The organism is Stenotrophomonas sp. STEN018 (assembly GCF_056760235.1).
This window is the reverse complement of the sequence record NZ_JBRREK010000050.1, coordinates 11,600-30,185: the sequence shown is the minus strand read 5'-3', so window position 1 is coordinate 30,185 and position 18,586 is coordinate 11,600. Positions and strand designations below refer to the sequence as shown.

At 62.2% G+C, this 18,586-nt stretch carries 18 protein-coding genes and 1 tRNA gene; all 19 read left to right on the top strand.

Going from position 1 to position 18,586, the window contains the following annotated elements:
- The first annotated feature begins 278 nt into the window (after positions 1-278).
- Complete coding sequence (gene accD / locus ACVOMB_RS16825; RefSeq protein ID WP_481508930.1) at positions 279-1,160, top strand: acetyl-CoA carboxylase, carboxyltransferase subunit beta; 882 nt, start codon at positions 279-281, stop codon at positions 1,158-1,160.
- Entirely contained in the window at positions 1,160-2,518 is a 1,359-nt protein-coding gene (gene glmM / locus ACVOMB_RS16820; RefSeq protein ID WP_481532221.1) for a phosphoglucosamine mutase, read from the top strand. The genes accD and glmM overlap by 1 nt, the downstream gene beginning before the upstream one ends.
- Positions 2,519-2,591: 73 nt before the next feature.
- Entirely contained in the window at positions 2,592-3,530 is a 939-nt protein-coding gene (locus ACVOMB_RS16815) for an isopenicillin N synthase family dioxygenase (RefSeq protein WP_481532220.1), read from the top strand.
- 157 nt (positions 3,531-3,687) lie between these two features.
- Entirely contained in the window at positions 3,688-4,443 is a 756-nt protein-coding gene (gene tpiA, locus ACVOMB_RS16810; protein WP_481532219.1) for a triose-phosphate isomerase, read from the top strand.
- Positions 4,444-4,472: 29 nt separating this feature from the next.
- Entirely contained in the window at positions 4,473-4,919 is a 447-nt protein-coding gene (secG, locus tag ACVOMB_RS16805; protein ID WP_481532218.1) for a preprotein translocase subunit SecG, read from the top strand.
- A 48-nt stretch (positions 4,920-4,967) separates the two neighbouring features.
- Positions 4,968-5,052: transfer RNA gene (locus ACVOMB_RS16800), tRNA-Leu, on the top strand.
- 112 nt (positions 5,053-5,164) lie between these two features.
- Positions 5,165-5,521, top strand: a complete 357-nt coding sequence (locus ACVOMB_RS16795; RefSeq protein WP_057626704.1) for an NADH-quinone oxidoreductase subunit A — start codon at positions 5,165-5,167, stop codon at positions 5,519-5,521.
- The gene (locus tag ACVOMB_RS16790) at positions 5,512-6,066 is read left to right on the top strand and encodes a NuoB/complex I 20 kDa subunit family protein (RefSeq protein ID WP_017354657.1); all 555 of its coding nucleotides are present in this window, start codon (positions 5,512-5,514) and stop codon (positions 6,064-6,066) included. Before ACVOMB_RS16795 ends, ACVOMB_RS16790 begins: the two co-directional genes overlap by 10 nt.
- Before the next feature lie 32 nt (positions 6,067-6,098).
- A complete protein-coding gene (locus ACVOMB_RS16785; RefSeq protein WP_481532217.1) occupies positions 6,099-6,851 on the top strand; it encodes an NADH-quinone oxidoreductase subunit C in 753 nt (250 codons plus the stop codon).
- 89 nt (positions 6,852-6,940) lie between these two features.
- Positions 6,941-8,170, top strand: coding sequence for an NADH-quinone oxidoreductase subunit D (locus ACVOMB_RS16780; protein ID WP_481532222.1), 1,230 nt, complete (start codon positions 6,941-6,943; stop codon positions 8,168-8,170).
- A 91-nt stretch (positions 8,171-8,261) separates the two neighbouring features.
- Positions 8,262-8,789: an NADH-quinone oxidoreductase subunit NuoE gene (gene nuoE / locus ACVOMB_RS16775; protein ID WP_481532216.1), complete on the top strand. Its 528-nt coding sequence runs from the start codon at positions 8,262-8,264 to the stop codon at positions 8,787-8,789.
- A gap of 3 nt (positions 8,790-8,792) precedes the next feature.
- Complete coding sequence (gene nuoF, locus ACVOMB_RS16770; protein WP_481532215.1) at positions 8,793-10,130, top strand: NADH-quinone oxidoreductase subunit NuoF; 1,338 nt, start codon at positions 8,793-8,795, stop codon at positions 10,128-10,130.
- A complete protein-coding gene (gene nuoG / locus ACVOMB_RS16765) occupies positions 10,127-12,361 on the top strand; it encodes an NADH-quinone oxidoreductase subunit NuoG (RefSeq protein ID WP_481532214.1) in 2,235 nt (744 codons plus the stop codon). Before nuoF ends, nuoG begins: the two co-directional genes overlap by 4 nt.
- Positions 12,358-13,452, top strand: coding sequence for an NADH-quinone oxidoreductase subunit NuoH (gene nuoH / locus ACVOMB_RS16760; protein WP_481532213.1), 1,095 nt, complete (start codon positions 12,358-12,360; stop codon positions 13,450-13,452). The genes nuoG and nuoH overlap by 4 nt, the downstream gene beginning before the upstream one ends.
- A gap of 3 nt (positions 13,453-13,455) precedes the next feature.
- Positions 13,456-13,944, top strand: coding sequence for an NADH-quinone oxidoreductase subunit NuoI (gene nuoI, locus ACVOMB_RS16755; RefSeq protein ID WP_296246079.1), 489 nt, complete (start codon positions 13,456-13,458; stop codon positions 13,942-13,944).
- 9 nt (positions 13,945-13,953) lie between these two features.
- Positions 13,954-14,607, top strand: coding sequence for an NADH-quinone oxidoreductase subunit J (locus ACVOMB_RS16750; protein WP_481532212.1), 654 nt, complete (start codon positions 13,954-13,956; stop codon positions 14,605-14,607).
- The gene (gene nuoK / locus ACVOMB_RS16745; protein WP_054656949.1) at positions 14,604-14,909 is read left to right on the top strand and encodes an NADH-quinone oxidoreductase subunit NuoK; all 306 of its coding nucleotides are present in this window, start codon (positions 14,604-14,606) and stop codon (positions 14,907-14,909) included. The genes ACVOMB_RS16750 and nuoK overlap by 4 nt, the downstream gene beginning before the upstream one ends.
- Before the next feature lie 7 nt (positions 14,910-14,916).
- The gene (nuoL, locus tag ACVOMB_RS16740) at positions 14,917-17,031 is read left to right on the top strand and encodes an NADH-quinone oxidoreductase subunit L (RefSeq protein ID WP_481532211.1); all 2,115 of its coding nucleotides are present in this window, start codon (positions 14,917-14,919) and stop codon (positions 17,029-17,031) included.
- 19 nt (positions 17,032-17,050) lie between these two features.
- Positions 17,051-18,562 carry an NADH-quinone oxidoreductase subunit M gene (locus ACVOMB_RS16735; RefSeq protein ID WP_481532210.1) on the top strand — a complete coding sequence of 504 codons (1,512 nt, stop codon included), beginning with the start codon at positions 17,051-17,053 and terminating at the stop codon, positions 18,560-18,562.
- Positions 18,563-18,586 lie beyond the last annotated feature (24 nt).

Below are 18,586 nucleotides of genomic sequence, written 5' to 3'. Positions count from 1 at the left end.
CGCGCGGCGGGCCCCCGCCCCCCCCCCCCCCCCCCCCCCCCCCCCCCCCCCCCCCCCCCCCCCCGCCCCCCCCCCCCCCCCCCCCCCCCCCCCCCCCCCCCCCCCCCCCCACTACAGTGTCCCGGCATTTAGCTGGGCACGGTCCGGAACGACGCTGCAAACATACGCAGTAGTAGGGGTTGCGCCAGAACCGGTGCTGCGACTTGGTCGCAGTGGTGAGCTAGACTGTGGGCCCTGTCGTGGCCGCAAGGCCACCCTGAACGGAATTGTCATCCCGCATGAGTTGGCTCAGCAAGTTGATGCCGTCCGGCATCCGTACCGACAACACGCCCTCCAAAAAACGCAGCGTCCCCGAGGGGCTGTGGGAAAAATGCAGTAGCTGCGGCGCGGCCCTGTACCGCCCGGAGCTGGAAGAAAACCTTGAGGTCTGCCCGAAGTGCGGGCACCACATGGCCATCCGCGCGCGCGCGCGCCTGGCCTCGTTGTTTGATGCTGACAGCACCAGCGAGATCGCCGCCCGCCTTGGGCCGACCGACGTGCTCAAGTTCAAGGACCAGAAGAAATACGTCGAGCGCATCAAGGCCAGCCAGAAGAACACTGGCGAGTACGACGCACTGGTCGCCATGCGCGGCCTGCTGAAGGGCCGCCCGCTGGTGGCATCTTCGTTCGATTTCGCCTTCATGGGCGGTTCGATGGGCTCGGTGGTCGGCGAGCGTTTCGCGCTGGCCGCTGAAACTGCGCTGGAGATTGGCTCCCCGTATGTCTGCTTCTCCGCCTCCGGCGGTGCACGCATGCAGGAAGGCCTGTTCTCGCTGATGCAGATGGCCAAGACCTCGGCCGCGCTGGCCAAGCTGCGCGAAGCCGGCCTGCCCTACATCTCGGTGCTGACCCATCCCACCACGGGTGGTGTGTCGGCCTCGTTCGCGATGCTCGGCGATATCAATATCGCTGAGCCGCAGGCGCTGATCGGCTTTGCTGGCCCGCGCGTGATCGAGCAGACCGTGCGCGAAAAGCTGCCGGAAGGCTTCCAGCGCTCGGAGTTCCTGCTTGAGCACGGCGCCATCGATCAGATCTGCGACCGTCGCGAAATGCGTGACCGCCTGGCCGACCTGCTGGCCATGCTGGGGCGTCAGCCGCAGCATGAGGAAGCTGCCGCCTGATGAGCACGCGCAAGTATTTTGGCACCGACGGCATCCGTGGCCGGGTCGGCAAGGGCGTTATTTCTGCTGATTTCGTGCTGCGTGTCGGCAATGCGCTGGGTCGCGTGTTGGTCGCGCGCAGCGGCGGCCAGCAGCCGACCGTGGTTATCGGCAAGGACACGCGCATCTCCGGCTATATGTTCGAGTCGGCGCTGGAAGCGGGTCTGGTGGCTGCAGGTGCCAATGTGCAGCTGATTGGGCCGATGCCGACTCCGGCGGTGGCGTTCCTTGCGCACACCTTGGGGGCCGATGCGGGCATCGTCATCAGTGCCTCGCACAATCCACACTACGACAACGGCATCAAGTTCTTCTCGGCCGAAGGCGAGAAGCTCGATGACGCCACCGAGCTGGCGCTGGAAGCAGCGATGGATCAGCCGTTCTCGACGGTGGAGTCCGAGCAGTTGGGCAAGGCGGTCCGTGCGCGCGATGCGGTCGGTCGTTACATCGAATTCTGCAAGGCCAGCGTGCCGCGCAATTTCTACCTGCGTGGGCTCAAGGTCGTGCTCGACTGCGCCCACGGCGCCACCTATCACGTCGCACCGCTGCTGTTCCGCGAGCTGGGTGCGGACGTGACAGCGATTGGTGCCGAGCCGAACGGCATCAATATCAATGATGGCGTTGGCTCCATGCACATCGATAGCCTGGCGCGCAAAGTAACCGAGGTTGGTGCCGATATCGGCATTGCCTTCGATGGCGATGGTGACCGCGTGTTGATGGTTGATCACACCGGTGCCGCAGTGGATGGCGATGGTTTGCTATACGTGCTGGCCAAGGCCTGGCAGGCCAATGGCCGCCTGCGTGGTCCGGTGGTGGGTACGCTGATGACCAACTACGGGATGGAGCAGGCGCTGGAGCGTCTGGGCATTCCGTTCGTCCGCGCCAATGTCGGCGACCGTTATGTACACAAGGCGCTGGTCGAGGGCAAGGGCGTGCTGGGTGGTGAAGCCTCCGGCCATATCCTTTGCCTGGACCGTGCCACCACCGGTGATGCGATTGTCAGCGCGTTGCAGGTGCTGGAAGTGCTCGGCGGTGCCGGTGTGAATCTGCGGGAGGCCCTGCAGGGGCTGGTGATGGTGCCGCAGAAGACGATCAATGTACGCTTGGAAGCGGGCGCGCGCGAAGTTGTTGCCAGTGCGCCGGTGCAGGCTGCGCTTGCCGCCGCCCAGGCAGCGGTGGCCGGGCGGGGCAGGGCATTCCTGCGGCCTTCGGGTACCGAGCCGGTGGTGCGGGTCACGGTCGAGGCCGATGAGGCCGGGCTGATGACCGCCACCCTTGAGGCACTGGCTGGCGCGGTTCGTTCGGCTACCGCACAGGTTTGAGCTGGATCATAGTGGTGTTGCCGGGACGTCGGTTTCAATAACCGGCGTCCCGTTCCCTTCTTTGGAGTTTTGTATGAGTTCCCGTATTCCCACCCTCGATATCACCCGTTTTGATACTGACCGTGACGCCTTCGTGGCTGAACTTGGCGCGGCGTATCGTGAGTGGGGTTTTGCGGGTATTCGCAATCACGGCATTCCGCAGGCGGACATCGACGCAGCGTATGACGTGTTCAAGGCGTTCTTCGCCCTGCCGGAAGATGTGAAGAAGCAGTACCACATCGCTGGCGGCGGTGGCGCGCGCGGCTATACCCAGTTCGGTGTGGAAACAGCCAAGGGTTCCTCGCACTTCGATCTGAAGGAGTTCTGGCATATCGGTCGCGAGATCGGCGATGACTCCAAGTACCGCGAAGTGATGCCGCCGAACCTGTGGCCGAGCGAAGTGCCGGGCTTCAAGGAGCACGGTTACGGCCTGTACCAGAAGCTCGACCAGCTGGGTTCGCGGGTGCTGTCGGCACTGGCCCTGCACATCGGTCTGCCGGAGAACTACTTCGCCGACAAGACCAATAACGGCAACTCGATCCTGCGTCCGATCCATTACCCGCCGATCACCACCGACGATATCCCCAATGTGCGTGCTGGCGCGCATGGCGACATCAATTTCATCACCTTGCTGGTCGGTGCCAGTGCGGCCGGCCTGGAAGTGCAGTCGCATGAAGGCGAGTGGGTGCCGTTCACCTCCGACGCCGACACCATCGTGGTCAATATCGGCGACATGCTGCAGCGCCTGACCAACCATGTGTACCCGTCCACCATCCACCGCGTGGTCAATCCCCCGGGTGAGCTGGCGCGCAATCCGCGTTATTCGGTGCCGTTCTTCCTGCACCCGAACCCGGATTTCCTGATCGACGTGCTGCCTTCGTGCATCACTGCGGAGAATCCGAGCCGCTATCCGGAGGCGATCACCGCCCACGGCTTCCTTGAGCAGCGTCTGCGCGAGATCAAGCTGAAGTAAGTCGGCGCTGGTTCCAGTAGCTGTCGCATCGACGCCGCCGCGGCCTTGGCCCGGCGGCGTTTTTGCATCTTGTCTTCCGTTGTCTGCAGTTTGTCCTGCTGATGTCCGCATATCGGCTATCCTTTGCCGATACTTTTTACCGGGGAGTTATGCCTGAATGCGCCAAAAAATCGTTGCTGGTAACTGGAAGCTGCATGGCAGCCGTCAATTCGCCACCGATCTGGTCGGGCAGGTGGCTGCAGGTCTGCCGCTGGCTGGTGTGAGCCTGCTGATCCTGCCGCCGCTGCCGTATCTGGGCGATCTGGTCGAGGATTTCGAGGGTACGGAGCTGCTGTTCGGCTCGCAGGACGTGAGCAGCAACGAGAAGGGCGCTTATACGGGCGAGGTTTCGGCCAGCATGCTGGTGGACGTTGGCGCCACCCATGGCCTGGTCGGTCACTCCGAGCGTCGCCAGTACCACAATGAAAGCAGTGAGCTGGTGGCGCGCAAGTTCGTTGCCGCGATCAATGCGGGCCTGATTCCAATCTTATGTGTTGGTGAGACGCTGGAGCAGCGCGAGGCTGCGCAGACCGAGGCGGTGATCGCCTCGCAGCTGGCGCCGGTGCTGGATCTGGCCGGGGTCCAGGCCTTCGCCACGGCGGTGGTGGCGTATGAGCCGATCTGGGCAATTGGCACCGGCCGCACTGCCTCGCCGGAGCAAGCGCAGGCCGTGCATGCGTTCATTCGTGGCGTAGTCGCTGAGCGCGATGCTAGAATTGCCGATTCGTTGTCGATCCTTTATGGCGGCAGCGTCAAGCCCGACAACGCAGCAGAGCTGTTCTCACAGCCTGACGTCGATGGCGGGCTGGTAGGTGGCGCTTCGCTGGTGGCGGCTGATTTTCTGGCCATCGCGAGGGCGGCCGCCAGTCGCTAACGGGTAATTGTCCGGGACGGATTTCAAAAATGCTGATGTTGATCCTCAATGTGGTCTATGTGCTGGTGGCGCTCGCGATGATCGCGCTGATCCTGATGCAGCGTGGCTCTGGTGCTGCCGCTGGTTCGGGTTTTGGTGCCGGTGCGTCAGGTACGGTGTTCGGTGCGCGTGGCGCGTCCAACTTCCTGTCCAAGAGCACCAAATGGCTGGCCGTGGTGTTTTTCGGCATCAGCTTGTTCATGGCGTGGTACGCCAGCCACGGCTCGCGTCCGACGGACCAGGGCGTGGGCCTGATGAGTGCGGTTGAAACGGCGGCCCCGGCTGCTGCGCCGACGGCACCGGCAGGTGAGTTGCAGCCCGTTCCGGCAGCTCCGGCTGCCGCTGCGGTGGGTGAAGTGCCGCAGGCAACGGCTCCGGCGGAAAATATTCCCGCCAAGAGCGAAGAAAAGCCCGTTGAACCCGCACAGAAAGACTGAAGACGGTTACAATACGCGGCGCACTGCGAAGCAGCTGCGCTGACGTAAGCCCAGGTGGCGGAATTGGTAGACGCACTACCTTGAGGTGGTAGCGACTTAGGTCGTAGGGGTTCGAGTCCCCTCTTGGGCACCATTGTTTTATGCGGGTACGCGGGTTGCAGCAGCTTCCCGTCGTGGCAAGTCCCGTTCATCCCCCATGCCTTGGCACCTGCAGGTGTCCCGGGCAGAGGCAAGAGAGAATCGCTGTGCTGGCCGAATATTTGCCGTCTCTGCTGTTTCTGATCGTCGCCACCGGCATCGGCGTTACGCTGATGTTGATCGGTCGGTTCCTCGCTCCGCGTTCGCCGGACACCGAGAAACTCTCCGCCTACGAGTGTGGCTTCGAGGCGTTCGAAAACGCGCGCATGAAGTTCGACGTGCGTTACTACTTGATCGCCATCCAGTTCATCGTCTTTGACCTGGAAATCATCTTTATTGTGCCCTGGACCCAGGTGTTCATGGAGCTCGGCGCACGTTCGCTGGTCACCATGGGCCTGTTCGTGGGCATGCTGTTCCTTGGCTTTATCTACGTGTGGAAGAAGGGAGCGCTGGAATGGGAGTGATCCAAACTCTCGACGGCCTGATGAACAACCCCGTCCCGGAAGGGCGGGTTGACGACATTCTGCGGCCTGAAGGCGATAACCCCCTGCTCGAGAAGGGCTATGTGACCACCAGCGTTGACGCGCTGTTGAACTGGGCACGTACCGGCTCGATGTGGCCCATGACCTTCGGTCTGGCCTGCTGCGCGGTGGAAATGATGCATGCCGGTGCGGCGCGTCTGGATCTTGACCGTTACGGCGTGGTGTTCCGTCCCTCGCCGCGACAGTCCGACGTGATGATCGTGGCCGGTACCCTGGTCAACAAGATGGCCCCGGCGCTGCGCAAGGTCTATGACCAGATGCCGGACCCGAAGTGGGTCATCTCGATGGGTAGCTGCGCCAACGGCGGCGGTTATTACCATTATTCCTATGCAGTGGTGCGCGGTTGCGATCGTGTGGTGCCGGTGGACGTCTACGTCCCGGGCTGCCCGCCAACGGCCGAGGCGCTGGTGTACGGCATTTTGCAGCTGCAGAAGAAGATCTGGCGTACCCAGACCATCGCACGCTGACCCCCTTTCAAATCAAGAGCACGCCAGCCCCCATGGCCCAGCAAGCACCTTCTCTCATCGATAAACTTCGCGCCCGTTTTGCCGGTGCGCAGGTTGTGGTGGTCGAACCGCGCGGCGAAGTAACGCTGGAAGTGGCTGTTGCCGATTGGCACGCAACCGCTCTGGCGCTGCGTGACGAATTCGGCTTCGAGCACGCCACCGACCTGTGCGGCGTCGATTACCTCGGTTACGGCAGCGACGAGTGGGATACCTCGGACGTTTCCTCGCACGGCTTCAGTCGTGGCGTGGAAGGCAGTGGCGCAGGTCGTTTCGCCTGGGGTGAATTCCCCAGCCACGAAACCGCTGAAGGCGCCCAGCCGGACGCCATGCCCAAGCAGCGTTTCGCCGTGGTCTGCCAGTTGCGCTCCTACCAGCACAACCAGCTGCTGCGCATCCGTTGTTATGCCCCCAGCGAATCGCTGCCGGTGGTGGCATCGCTGACCGATATCCATCCGGGTCTGAACTGGTTCGAGCGCGAAGCGTTCGACCTGTACGGCGTGATCTTCGAAGGTCACCCGGACCTGCGTCGCATCCTGACCGACTACGGTTTCGTGGGCCATCCGTTCCGTAAGGATTTCCCGCTGATCGGCAACGTCGAAGTGCGTTACGACGAAGAAAAGAAGCGCGTGGTCTACGAGCCGGTGACCTCGGTCGAGCCGCGCGTAGGCGTGCCGCGTGTTATCCGCGACGATGCCCGCTTCCAGACTGCTGAAGGCGAGCGCGCGCAGACGGAGGCAAGCAAGTGAGTGCGGACGTAAAGAAGGAATACCATCAGGCCTCGCAGGCCTTTGCGAGCAACCCTGCTGAAGCCAAGCAGGAGATCCGCAACTACACCATGAACTTCGGCCCGCAGCATCCGGCCGCGCACGGTGTGTTGCGCCTGATCCTAGAAATGGACGGCGAGACCATCATGCGCGCCGATCCGCATATCGGTCTGCTGCACCGCGCGACCGAGAAGCTGGCCGAGTCCAAGCCGTTCAACCAGTCGATCGGTTACATGGATCGCTTGGACTACTGCTCGATGATGTGCAACGAGCACGCCTATGTCCGCGCCATCGAAACCCTGGTGGGTATCGAAGTGCCGGAGCGTGCGCAGTACATCCGCACCATGTTCGACGAAGTCACCCGCGTCCTGAACCACTTGATGTGGCTGGGCTCCAACGCGCTCGATCTGGGCGCGATGGCGGTGATGCTGTATGCCTTCCGTGAGCGCGAAGAGCTGATGGACTGCTACGAAGCAGTCTCCGGTGCACGCATGCACGCGGCATACTACCGTCCGGGCGGTGTGTACCGCGATCTGCCGGACACCATGCCGAAGTACAAGGAATCGCGTTGGCACAAGGGCAATGCGCTGAAGCGTCTGAACGCTTCGCGCGAGGGCTCGCTGCTCGACTTCCTGGAGAACTTCACCAATGAGTTCCCGGGTCGCGTTGACGAATACGAAACCCTGCTGACCGACAACCGTATCTGGAAGCAGCGTACCGTTGGCATCGGCGTGATCACCCCGGAGCATGCAATGGCCTGGGGCATGACCGGCGTGATGCTGCGTGGTTCGGGTATTGCCTGGGATCTGCGCAAGAAGCAGCCGTATGCCAAGTACGACGCGGTCGATTTCGACCTGCCGTTGGGCACCAAGGGCGACTGCTACGACCGTTATCTGGTGCGTATTGCCGAGATGCGCGAATCCAACCGCATCATCAAGCAGTGCGTGGCTTGGCTGAAGGCGAACCCGGGCCCGGTGATGGTCAAGAACTTCAAGGTCGCCCCACCGGCTCGCGCCGAGATGAAGGACGACATGGAAGCGCTGATCCATCACTTCAAGCTGTTCAGTGAAGGCTACTGCGTGCCGGCCGGCGAAACCTATGCGGCGGTTGAAGCGCCCAAGGGCGAGTTCGGCTGCTACCTGGTTTCCGACGGTGCCAACAAGCCGTTCCGCGCCCATCTGCGCGCGCCGGGCTTCGCTCATCTGTCCTCGATCGATTCGATCGTACGCGGCCACATGCTGGCTGACGTGGTGGCAATGATCGGCACCTACGACCTCGTGTTCGGCGAGGTTGACCGGTAATGCCTGCCAATCACATATCGTCCGTTGCCTGCGCGGTTCTGCCGCCGCAGGCATCGGTTTTTCAGCTTTTGGTATTCGTTGAGGTCGGCCGATGAAGGCGACGGGTAATTTCGAGGCGGCGCGCAACGTCGACCCGATGGTGGTGTTGAGCGACAAGACGCGCGCTCACATCGATCACTGGCTGTCCAAGTTCCCGCCCGATCGCAAGCGTTCGGCGGTGCTGCAGGGCCTGCATGCCGCACAGGAACAGAACCAGGGCTGGCTGAGCGACGAGCTGATCGCCGGCGTGGCCAAGTACCTGGACCTGCCGTTCGTGTGGGCGTACGAAGTTGCAACCTTCTACTCGATGTTCGAGACCGAGAAGGTTGGCCGCAACAACGTCGCCATTTGCACCAACGTCAGCTGCTGGCTCAATGGCGCCGACGACATCGTCCGCCATTGCGAGAAGAAGTTGGGCATCAAGCACGGCGAATCGACCGCTGACGGCCGCGTCTACCTCAAGAAAGAGGAAGAGTGCCTGGCTGGCTGTGCCGGTGCGCCGATGATGGTCATCAACGGCCATTACCACGAGCGCCTGACGCTGGACCGGGTCGACGCGCTGCTGGACGGGCTGGAGTAAGGCATGGCACACCACGAATCCAAGGGCCCGGTCGGACCGGCGCCGCTTCCGCACAACGTGGTTTACACCACGCTGCATTACGACACCCCGTGGTCGTACGAAAGCTATCTCAAGACCGGTGGTTACGCCGCGCTGCGCAAGATCCTCGAAGAGAAGATCCCGCAGGCCGACGTTATCGAAATGGTCAAGCAGTCCGGCCTGCGCGGCCGTGGCGGCGCGGGCTTCCCGACCGGCCTGAAGTGGTCCTTCATGCCCAAGGGCGATGTGCAGAAGTACATCCTCTGCAATTCGGATGAATCCGAGCCGGGCACCTGCAAGGACCGCGACATCCTGCGTTACAACCCGCACTCGGTGGTGGAAGGCATGGCGATCGCCTGCTACGCCACCGGCTCGACCGCGGCATACAACTACCTGCGTGGTGAATTCCACCACGAGCCGTTCGAGCATTTCGAGCAGGCCTTGGCTGATGCCTACAAGCATGGCTGGCTGGGCAAGAACGTGCTGGGCAGCGGTTGCGATATCGATATCTATGGCGCGCTGGGCGCTGGCGCTTACATCTGCGGCGAAGAAACCGCGCTGATGGAATCGCTGGAAGGCAAGAAGGGCCAGCCGCGTTACAAGCCGCCGTTCCCGGCCAATTTCGGCCTGTACGGCAAGCCGACGACGATCAACAACACCGAGACCTATGCCTCGGTGCCGGCGATCATCCGCAACGGCGCGGAGTGGTTCAAGAATCTGAGCCTGACCAACAACGGTGGCCCGAAGTGCTTCTCGGTCTCCGGTTGCGTGGCCGTAGGCGGCAACTTCGAAGTGCCGCTGGGCACTACCTTCGACGACCTGCTGGCGATGGCCGGTGGTCTGCGTCCGGGCCGCACCCTGAAGGGCGCAATCCCGGGTGGCGTGTCGATGCCGGTGCTGACCGCTGCGGAGCTCAAGGGTCTGCCGATGGACTACGACACCATCCGTGCACTGGGCTCCGGCCTGGGTTCGGGTGCCATCGTGGTGCTGGATGACAGCGTCTGCTGCGTCAAGTTCGCTTGCCGCATCAGCCAGTTCTTCCACAAGGAATCCTGTGGCCAGTGCACCCCGTGCCGCGAAGGTACCGGCTGGATGCACCGCGTGCTGGAGCGCATCGTCGCCGGCCAGGCCACGATGGAAGACCTGCATCAGCTGAAGACGGTTGCCGGCCAGATTGAAGGCCACACCATCTGTGCGTTCGGTGAGGCGGCAGCGTGGCCGATTCAAGGCTTCCTGCGCCAGTTCTGGAACGAATTCGAGTACTACATCGTCAACGGTCATTCGATGGTTGACGGCAAGAAGGTGGAGACTGCTGCCGCATGAGCGCGCAACCGGTAAATCCCAACGTACCACCGGATCACGTGACCATCGATATCGATGGGCAGTCCCTGGTCGTACCCAAGGGTTCGATGATCATCCAGGCCGCCGACAAGGCTGGCATTCCGATTCCGCGCTTCTGCTACCACGAGAAGCTGCCGATCGCCGCAAACTGCCGCATGTGCCTGGTCGACGTTGAAAAGTCGCCCAAGCCGTCGCCGGCCTGCGCAACCCCGGTCATGGATGGCATGAAGATCCAGACCCGCAACGAAAAGGCGCTCAAGTACCAGCGTTCGGTGATGGAGTTCCTGCTCATCAACCATCCGTTGGACTGCCCGATCTGCGATCAGGGCGGCGAGTGCGAACTGCAGGACGTGTCGCTGGGCTACGGCCGTTCGGTCAGCCGCTTCAACGAGCGCAAGCGCGTTGTGGTCGACGAGGACATGGGGCCGCTGGTCGCCACCGAGATGACCCGCTGCATCCAGTGCACCCGTTGCGTGCGCTTCACCGCTGAAGTCGCTGGCACCTACGAACTGGGTGGCATGTCGCGTGGTGAAAACCTGCAGATCGGTACCTACGACGGCAAGCCGTTGACCACCGAGCTGTCCGGCAACGTCATCGACGTGTGCCCGGTCGGTGCGCTGACCAACAAGGTGTTCCAGTTCAAGGCACGCCCGTGGGAACTGACCGCTCGCGAATCGCTGGGTTACCACGACGCGATGGGTTCCAACCTGTTCCTGCACACCCGTCGCGGCGAAGTGCTGCGCGCGGTGCCGCGTGACAACGAGCTGGTCAACGAATGCTGGCTGTCCGATCGCGATCGCTATTCGCATCAGGGTCTGTATTCAGCCGACCGCGCGGTCAAGCCGCTGCAGAAGGTCAATGGCGAGTGGAAGGAAGTGAGCTGGGCCGAAGGTCTTGCCGCTGCCCGCGAAATCTTTGAAGCCAACCGTGGCGACGAGCTCGGCGTGCTGGTGCACCCGGCAACGTCGAACGAGGAGGGCGCATTGCTGGCCCGCCTGGCCGCTGGCCTGGGTTCGAACAATATCGACCACCGCATCAACAACCGCGACTTCTCCGATGCGCCGGTTGCCGAAGCCTTCGGCATGTCGCTGGCTGAGATCGAGCACGCTGATCAGATCGTGGTGCTGGGTAGCAATATCCGCCACGAACTGCCGCTGCTGCACGCCCGTCTGCGCAAGGCGCAGACCACCAATGGCGCCAAGATCCATTCGATCAACCCGGTCGATTTCGACTTCGCGTTCAAGCTGGCTGGCAAGCAGATCGTTGCACCGTCGCGCTTCGTTGAAGCACTGGGCAACGCGCAGCTGGTCGATGCGGTGAAGGGCGGCAACAACACCGTCATCATCGTTGGCGCGATTGCTGAAAATCACCCGCAGGCCGCTGCCATCCGTGCCGCTGCCAGCGCGTTTGCCGCTGCCACCGGCGCCAAGCTGTGCCGTATCCCGCAGGGCGCCAACGCACTGGGCCTGGCCCGCGCTGGCGTGCTGCCGGCCGGCAAGGACGTCAATGCGATGCTGGCGCAGCCGCGCAAGGCTTACGCCCTGTACGGCATCGAGCCGGGTCTGGACTTCGCCGATACCGCCGCTGCCCGCAAGGCGCTGGCTGCTGCCAAGGTTGTGGCTTTCAGCCAGTTCGCCTGCACCTCGACCCGCGATGTGGCCGATGTGATCCTGCCGATCGGCGCGCTGCCGGAAATCGACGGCACGCTGACCAATCTGGACGGTCGCGACCAGGTCGCCCGCGCCGGTGGCAAGCTGCAAGGCGAGGCCCGCGAGGGCTGGCGCGTGCTGCGTGCGCTGGGCGGTGACATGCAACTGGCCGGCTTCGGTTTCACCGATCTGGCAGGTCTGCGTGCAGGTCTGCAGCCGGTCACGGTCAAGGTTGCCGCTTCGGCGCAGCCGCAGCAGGCAGGCGAGGGCTTTGAAGTGGCCTCGACCCCGGCGATCTACCGCACCGATGCCGTTGTGCGTCGTGCGCAGGCGCTGCAGTCGCATCCGCTCAACAATGATCCGCGCATCGTGCTCAATGCCGATGACGCCGCGCGTCTGCAGCTGAGCGAAGGCCAGATGGCCAAGGTCGGTACCGATGCTGGTCGCGCCACGCTGTCGGTTGTGGTCGACGCGCGCGTCGCCGCCGGTACGGTGTGGATTGAATCGGGCCACGGTGCAACCGCGCCGCTGGGTGCCGCTCGGGTAACGGTGGTGGCTGCATGAACGAGTTGCTGTTAAACGCGATCGACCCCTTGTTCCAGTGGTTCATGTCGCTGGGTGACATCGGCATCGTGCTGTGGACGGTGATCAAGATCCTCTTGATCGCCATGCCGGTGATCATTTCGGTTGCCTTCTACGTGTTGTGGGAGCGCAAGCTGATCGGCTGGATGCACGTCCGTCACGGGCCGATGTATGTCGGTCTTGGTGGCCTGCTGCAGGCCTTCGCCGACGTCACCAAGCTGCTGTTCAAGGAAATCATTGCTCCGGCCAGCGCACACAAGGCGATGTACATCATCGCGCCGCTGATCGTGCTGGCACCGTCGTTCGCGGCGTGGGCGGTGGTTCCGTTCGACTACAAGCTGGTGCTGTCCAACGCCAACGTCGGTCTGCTGTACCTGCTGGCGATGACCTCGCTGGGTGTGTACGGCGTGATCCTCGCCGGTTGGGCCTCCAACTCCAAGTACGCCTTCCTCGGTGCGATGCGTTCGGCCGCACAGGTGGTCAGCTACGAAATCGCGATGGGCTTCGCGCTGGTAGGCGTGATGATCGCCGCCGGCAGCTTGAACCTGACCGATATCGTGCTGGCGCAGAAGGGTAATTCGGGTCTGTTCGACTGGTTCCTGCTGCCGCTGTTCCCGTTGTTCATCGTGTACTGGGTGTCCGGCGTTGCCGAAACCAACCGCGCGCCGTTCGACGTGGTGGAAGGTGAGTCGGAAATCGTTGCCGGTCACATGGTTGAGTACTCCGGCGGTGCCTTCGCACTGTTCTTCCTGGCCGAGTACGCCAACATGATCCTGGTCAGCTTCCTGATCTCGATCTTCTTCCTCGGTGGCTGGCTGAGCCCGCTCCAGGGTTGGATCACGGCCGACATCTCGCCGTGGATCAACTGGATCTGGACCGGTGGTTGGCCGTGGCTGCTGCTCAAGGTGCTGTTCTTCGCCAGTGCGTATATCTGGTTCCGTGCCAGCTTCCCGCGCTTCCGTTATGACCAGATCATGCGTCTGGGCTGGAAGGTGTTCATCCCGCTGACCATTTTCTGGATCGCGGTGACGGCACTGATGGTGTTCTACGGCGTGATCCAGAAGGGCGTTTGATTCATGAATAAGATCACCCACTATTTCAAAAGCCTGCTGCTCCTGGAGTTGCTCGGCGGCTTGTGGCTGACGTTGAAATACACGTTCAAGCCCAAGTACACCGTGATGTACCCGATGGAGAAGTTCCCGCAGTCGCCGCGTTTCCGTGGCCTGCACGCCCTGCGCCGTTATCCCAACGGTGAAGAGCGCTGCATCGCCTGCAAACTGTGCGAAGCGGTGTGCCCGGCACTGGCGATCACCATCGACTCGGCCAAGCGCGAAGACGGCACCCGCCGTACCACGCGTTACGAAATCGATCTGTTCAAGTGCATCTTCTGCGGCTTCTGCGAAGAAAGCTGCCCGGTGGACTCGATCGTGGAGACCCACATTCTCGAGTACCACTTCGAGAAGCGTGGCGAGAACATCATCACCAAGCCGCAGCTGCTGGCAATTGGCGACCGGCTTGAAGCCGAAATCGCCGAGCGCCGCGCCGCCGACGCTGCCTTCCGCTGAGGTCTTGAGATGGATTGGGTAAATATTTGTTTCTGGTTCTTCTCCATCATTGCCGGCATTTCCGCGGCAGCGGTGATCAGTGTGCGCAACCCGGTATACGCCGTGCTGTGCTTGATCCTGACCTTCTTCTCCATTGCCTGCGTTTGGCTGCTGGTGGGGGCCGAGTTCCTCGGTGTCACCCTGGTGCTGGTCTACGTTGGTGCGGTGATGGTGTTGTTCCTGTTCGTGGTGATGATGCTGGACATCGATACCGCCAACCTGCGTGAAGGCTGGGTGCGTTACCTGCCGGTCGGCCTGCTGGTCGCGGTGGTGATGCTGGTGCAGATGCTGACCCTGATCGGCATCAAGGCACGTACTGCGCCGTTCCCGGCGGACAACGCCGCTGCGGTCGCTGCCGACACCTCGAATGTCACCTGGCTGGCACGCAGCCTGTTCACTGAATACCTGCTGCCGTTCGAGTTTGCTGCTGTGATCCTGACCGTAGCCGTGGTGGCAGCAGTGATGCTGACCCTGCGCCGTCGGGAAGGTCTGAAGACGCAGAACCCGACCGAGCAGACCATGACCAAGGCAAAGGACCGCCTGCGCATGGTCAAGATGGCCGCCGAAAAGCCGGTGGTGCAGGTCGATACGCAACATGACGGTGGCGAGGAGGCCAAGCCATGATTTCTCTGGGCCATATGCTCGCGCTGGGCGCGGTGATGTTCTGCATCAGCGTTGCCGGCATCTTCCTCAACCGGAAGAACATCATCGTGCTGTTGATGTCGATCGAACTGATGCTGTTGTCGGTGAACATCAACTTCATCGCCTTCTCGCGGGAGCTCGGTGATACCGCCGGTCAGCTGTTCGTGTTCTTCATCCTGACCGTGGCCGCAGCCGAAGCTGCAATTGGCCTTGCGATCCTGGTGACCTTGTTCCGTACTCGCCACACCATCAATGTGGGCGAAGTCGATTCGCTGAAGGGCTGATCCGAAGATGGAAATCACTCTCTCCAAGAGTCTGTTGATTGCAGTGGTGCTCGCGCCACTGTTCGGCAGCATCATCGCCGGCCTGTTCGGTCGTCAGGTGGGGCGCAAGGGCGCCCAGTACGTCACCATTCTGGGCGTGGCGATCAGCTGCGGCCTGTCGGCCTACATCTTCTCCCAGCTGTTGTGGGGCGGGGCGCAGCCTTACAACCAGAACGTCTACACCTTCTTTGAAGTTGGCCAGTACGCGGCCCACGTCGGTTTCATGATCGACCGTTTGACCGCGATGATGATGGTAGTGGTGACCTTCGTGTCGCTGCTGGTTCACATCTACTCGATCGGCTACATGTCCGAAGACGACGGCTACCAGCGTTTCTTCAGCTACATCTCGCTGTTCACCTTCTCTATGCTCACCCTGGTGATGAGCAACAACTTCCTGCAGCTGTTCTTCGGCTGGGAAGCAGTGGGCCTGGTGTCGTACCTGCTGATCGGCTTCTACTTCAAGAAGCCCACGGCCATCTTCGCCAACATGAAGGCGTTCCTGGTCAACCGTGTCGGTGACTTCGGTTTCCTGCTCGGCATCGCCGGCATCCTGTGGGCCTTTGGCTCGCTGGATTACGCCACCGTGTTTGCCAATGCCAGCACCGTGCTGGGCACTGAGACCACCGGTCACGCCATGGTGCAGCTGATCGGCGATCACCAGTGGAGCGTGGCGACCATCATCTGCATCTGTCTGTTCATCGGTGCAATGGGCAAGTCCGCCCAGGTGCCGTTGCACGTGTGGCTGCCGGACTCGATGGAAGGCCCGACCCCGATCTCGGCACTGATCCACGCCGCGACCATGGTTACCGCGGGTATCTTCATGGTCACCCGCATGTCGCCGTTGTTCGAGCTGTCGCAGACCGCGCTGGACTTCATCCTGTTCATCGGTGCCACCACCGCGTTCTTCACCGGCCTGATCGGCATCGTGCAGACCGACATCAAGCGCGTGGTTGCCTACTCCACCTTGTCGCAGCTGGGCTACATGACCGTTGCGCTGGGCGTGTCGGCCTACTCGGGCGCTGTGTTCCACCTGATGACCCACGCCTTCTTCAAGGCGCTGCTGTTCCTCGGTGCCGGTTCGGTGATCATGGGCATGCACCATGAGCAGAACATGATGAAGATGGGCGGCCTGCGCAAGTACATGCCGATCACCCACATCACCATGTGGATCGGTACGCTGGCGCTGGTCGGCACCCCGTTCTTCGCCGGTTTCTACTCCAAGGACACCATCATCGAAGCTGCCGCGATGCATGCGCACGCTGCCGATGCTGGCTGGGTCGCGCTGTACGGTTACTGGGCGGTGCTGGGCGGCGTGATCGTCACCAGTTTCTACAGCTTCCGCCTGCTGTTCCTGACCTTCTTCGGCAAGGAGCGCTTCCGCGACGCGCATGATGATCACCACGCTGATCACGGCCACGGCCACGATGACCATCACGGTCATGGCCCGCACGTGCCGCATGAGTCGCCGTTGGTGGTGACCATTCCGCTGATCCTGCTTGCCATCCCGTCCATCCTCATCGGCTTCTTCACCATCGGCCCGATGCTGTTTGGTACCGGTTGGGACGGCCATGCCGCCGCTGCCGGCATTCCCGGCCAGACCATGTCGTTCTTCACCGGCATCGTCGATTTCTACGACCCGGCGCGCGATACCATTGCCGAAGTTGGCAAGGAGTTCTGGCACGGTTCGGTGGCCTATGCGGTACACGGCATGCAGATGCCGGCGTTCTGGCTGACGGTCGCAGGTTTCGCGCTGGCCTGGGTGTTCTACATCTGGAAGCCGGAACTGGCAGGACAAGCTCGCAAGACCCTGGCACCGGTGGTTTCGGTGCTGGAAAACAAGTACGGCTTCGACAAGCTCTGGATCGACGGCTTTGCCGGCGGTGGTGTGCAGCTCGGCAAGGCCGCCCGTGCCGTTGATAGCACGGTCGTTGATGGGGTGATGGTCAATGGTTCGGCGCGTCTGGTCGACCTGGCTGCCAACCTGTTGCGCCGCACCCAATCCGGTTTCCTCTACCACTACGCGTTCGCGATGATCATCGGCCTGATTGCCCTGTTGGGCGTGCTGATGCATTTCTGGCGTTGACCTGTACGGAATAGAAGACGTGTCGAACTGGCCTCTACTTAGTATTCTCATTTGGCTGCCGATCATCGGCGGTGCATTGATCCTCGCCTTGCGTAACGCCCAGGCTGCCCGTTGGGCATCTCTGGCGGTGGCATTGCTCACCTTCCTGCTCAGCCTCGGCTTGCTCAGCGGCTACGACCGCGGTGCTGCCGATGTGATGCAGTTCGTCGAACAGCATCCGTGGATCCCGGCGTTCGACATTGGCTACAACCTGGCCGTCGACGGCATCGCCATTGCCCTGATCCTGCTGACCACGCTGATCGGCGCGTTGGCGCTGATCGGCGCCTGGGGCGTGGTCGACAAGCGCGTCAATCAGTACGTGGCTGCCTTCCTGATCCTGGAAGGCGTGACGGTCGGCATTTTTGCCGCTACCGACGCGATGCTGTTCTACGTGTTCTTCGAAGCCATGCTGATCCCGATGTTCCTGATCATCGGCGTCTGGGGCGGTCCGCGTCGTATCTACGCGGCGATGAAGTTCTTCCTGTACACCTTCCTCGGCTCGGTGCTGATGCTGGTGGCACTGATCTATCTGTACCTGAAGGGCGGCAGCTTCCAGCTGGTTGACCTGTATCAGCTGCAGCTGTCGGGCAAGGAGCAGACGTGGATATTCTTCGCGTTCCTGATCGCTTTCGCGGTCAAGGTGCCGATGTTCCCGGTGCACACCTGGCTGCCGGACGCGCACGTTGAAGCGCCGACCGCCGGTTCGGTGATCCTGGCCGCGATCGCACTGAAGATCGGTGGCTACGGCTTCCTGCGCTTCAACCTGCCGATCGTGCCTGATGCCAGCCACGAGTGGGCATGGCTGGTGATCGCGCTGTCGCTGGTGGCGGTGATCTACGTCGGCCTGGTCGCGATGGTGCAGGACGACATGAAGAAGCTGATCGCTTATTCGTCGGTCGCGCATATGGGTTTCGTCACCCTGGGTACCTTCACCGCGCTGTGGCTGGTGCGTGACGCCGGCAACGCCGACGCTGCTCGCCTGGGCCTGCAGGGCGCCATGGTGCAGATGATTTCGCACGGCTTTGTGTCCGGCGCGATGTTCTCCTGCGTGGGCGTGCTGTATGACCGCATGCACAGCCGCCGCATCGCCGACTACGGCGGCGTGGTCAATGTGATGCCGTGGTTTGCGGCCTTCGCGCTACTGTTCTTCATGGCCAACTCCGGCCTGCCGGGCACCAGCGGCTTCGTTGGCGAGTTCATGATCGTGCTGGCTGCATTCCAGTGGAATCCGCTGGTTGCCCTGGGCGCTGCGACCACGCTGATCATCAGTGCGGCGTATTCGCTGTGGCTGTACAAGCGCGTGTTCTTCGGTGAAGTGGGCAACGCGCACGTCGCTGAGCTGAAGGACATGAATGGTCGTGAGTGGCTGGTAATGACCGTGTTTGCGGTCGGTACGCTGGTGCTGGGCTTCTATCCCAAGCCGCTGACCGATCTGATGGAGCCGTCCATTGCCCATCTGGCGATGCAGATCGCTTCTAGCAAGCTGCTGTAAGCGGCTCGTCGAGAGTATTGATTC

Coding starts and splice junctions, on each gene's coding strand:
- nuoH (WP_481532213.1), top strand. CDS start 12,358: ATGAACGAGTTGCTGTTAAACGCGATCGACCCCTTGTTCCAGTGGTTC.
- ACVOMB_RS16785 (WP_481532217.1), top strand. CDS start 6,099: ATGGCCCAGCAAGCACCTTCTCTCATCGATAAACTTCGCGCCCGTTTT.
- ACVOMB_RS16780 (WP_481532222.1), top strand. CDS start 6,941: ATGAACTTCGGCCCGCAGCATCCGGCCGCGCACGGTGTGTTGCGCCTG.
- nuoE (WP_481532216.1), top strand. CDS start 8,262: ATGAAGGCGACGGGTAATTTCGAGGCGGCGCGCAACGTCGACCCGATG.
- secG (WP_481532218.1), top strand. CDS start 4,473: ATGCTGATGTTGATCCTCAATGTGGTCTATGTGCTGGTGGCGCTCGCG.
- accD (WP_481508930.1), top strand. CDS start 279: ATGAGTTGGCTCAGCAAGTTGATGCCGTCCGGCATCCGTACCGACAAC.
- nuoK (WP_054656949.1), top strand. CDS start 14,604: ATGATTTCTCTGGGCCATATGCTCGCGCTGGGCGCGGTGATGTTCTGC.
- nuoI (WP_296246079.1), top strand. CDS start 13,456: ATGAATAAGATCACCCACTATTTCAAAAGCCTGCTGCTCCTGGAGTTG.
- nuoG (WP_481532214.1), top strand. CDS start 10,127: ATGAGCGCGCAACCGGTAAATCCCAACGTACCACCGGATCACGTGACC.
- ACVOMB_RS16815 (WP_481532220.1), top strand. CDS start 2,592: ATGAGTTCCCGTATTCCCACCCTCGATATCACCCGTTTTGATACTGAC.
- ACVOMB_RS16790 (WP_017354657.1), top strand. CDS start 5,512: ATGGGAGTGATCCAAACTCTCGACGGCCTGATGAACAACCCCGTCCCG.
- ACVOMB_RS16750 (WP_481532212.1), top strand. CDS start 13,954: ATGGATTGGGTAAATATTTGTTTCTGGTTCTTCTCCATCATTGCCGGC.
- nuoF (WP_481532215.1), top strand. CDS start 8,793: ATGGCACACCACGAATCCAAGGGCCCGGTCGGACCGGCGCCGCTTCCG.
- nuoL (WP_481532211.1), top strand. CDS start 14,917: ATGGAAATCACTCTCTCCAAGAGTCTGTTGATTGCAGTGGTGCTCGCG.
- glmM (WP_481532221.1), top strand. CDS start 1,160: ATGAGCACGCGCAAGTATTTTGGCACCGACGGCATCCGTGGCCGGGTC.
- tpiA (WP_481532219.1), top strand. CDS start 3,688: ATGCGCCAAAAAATCGTTGCTGGTAACTGGAAGCTGCATGGCAGCCGT.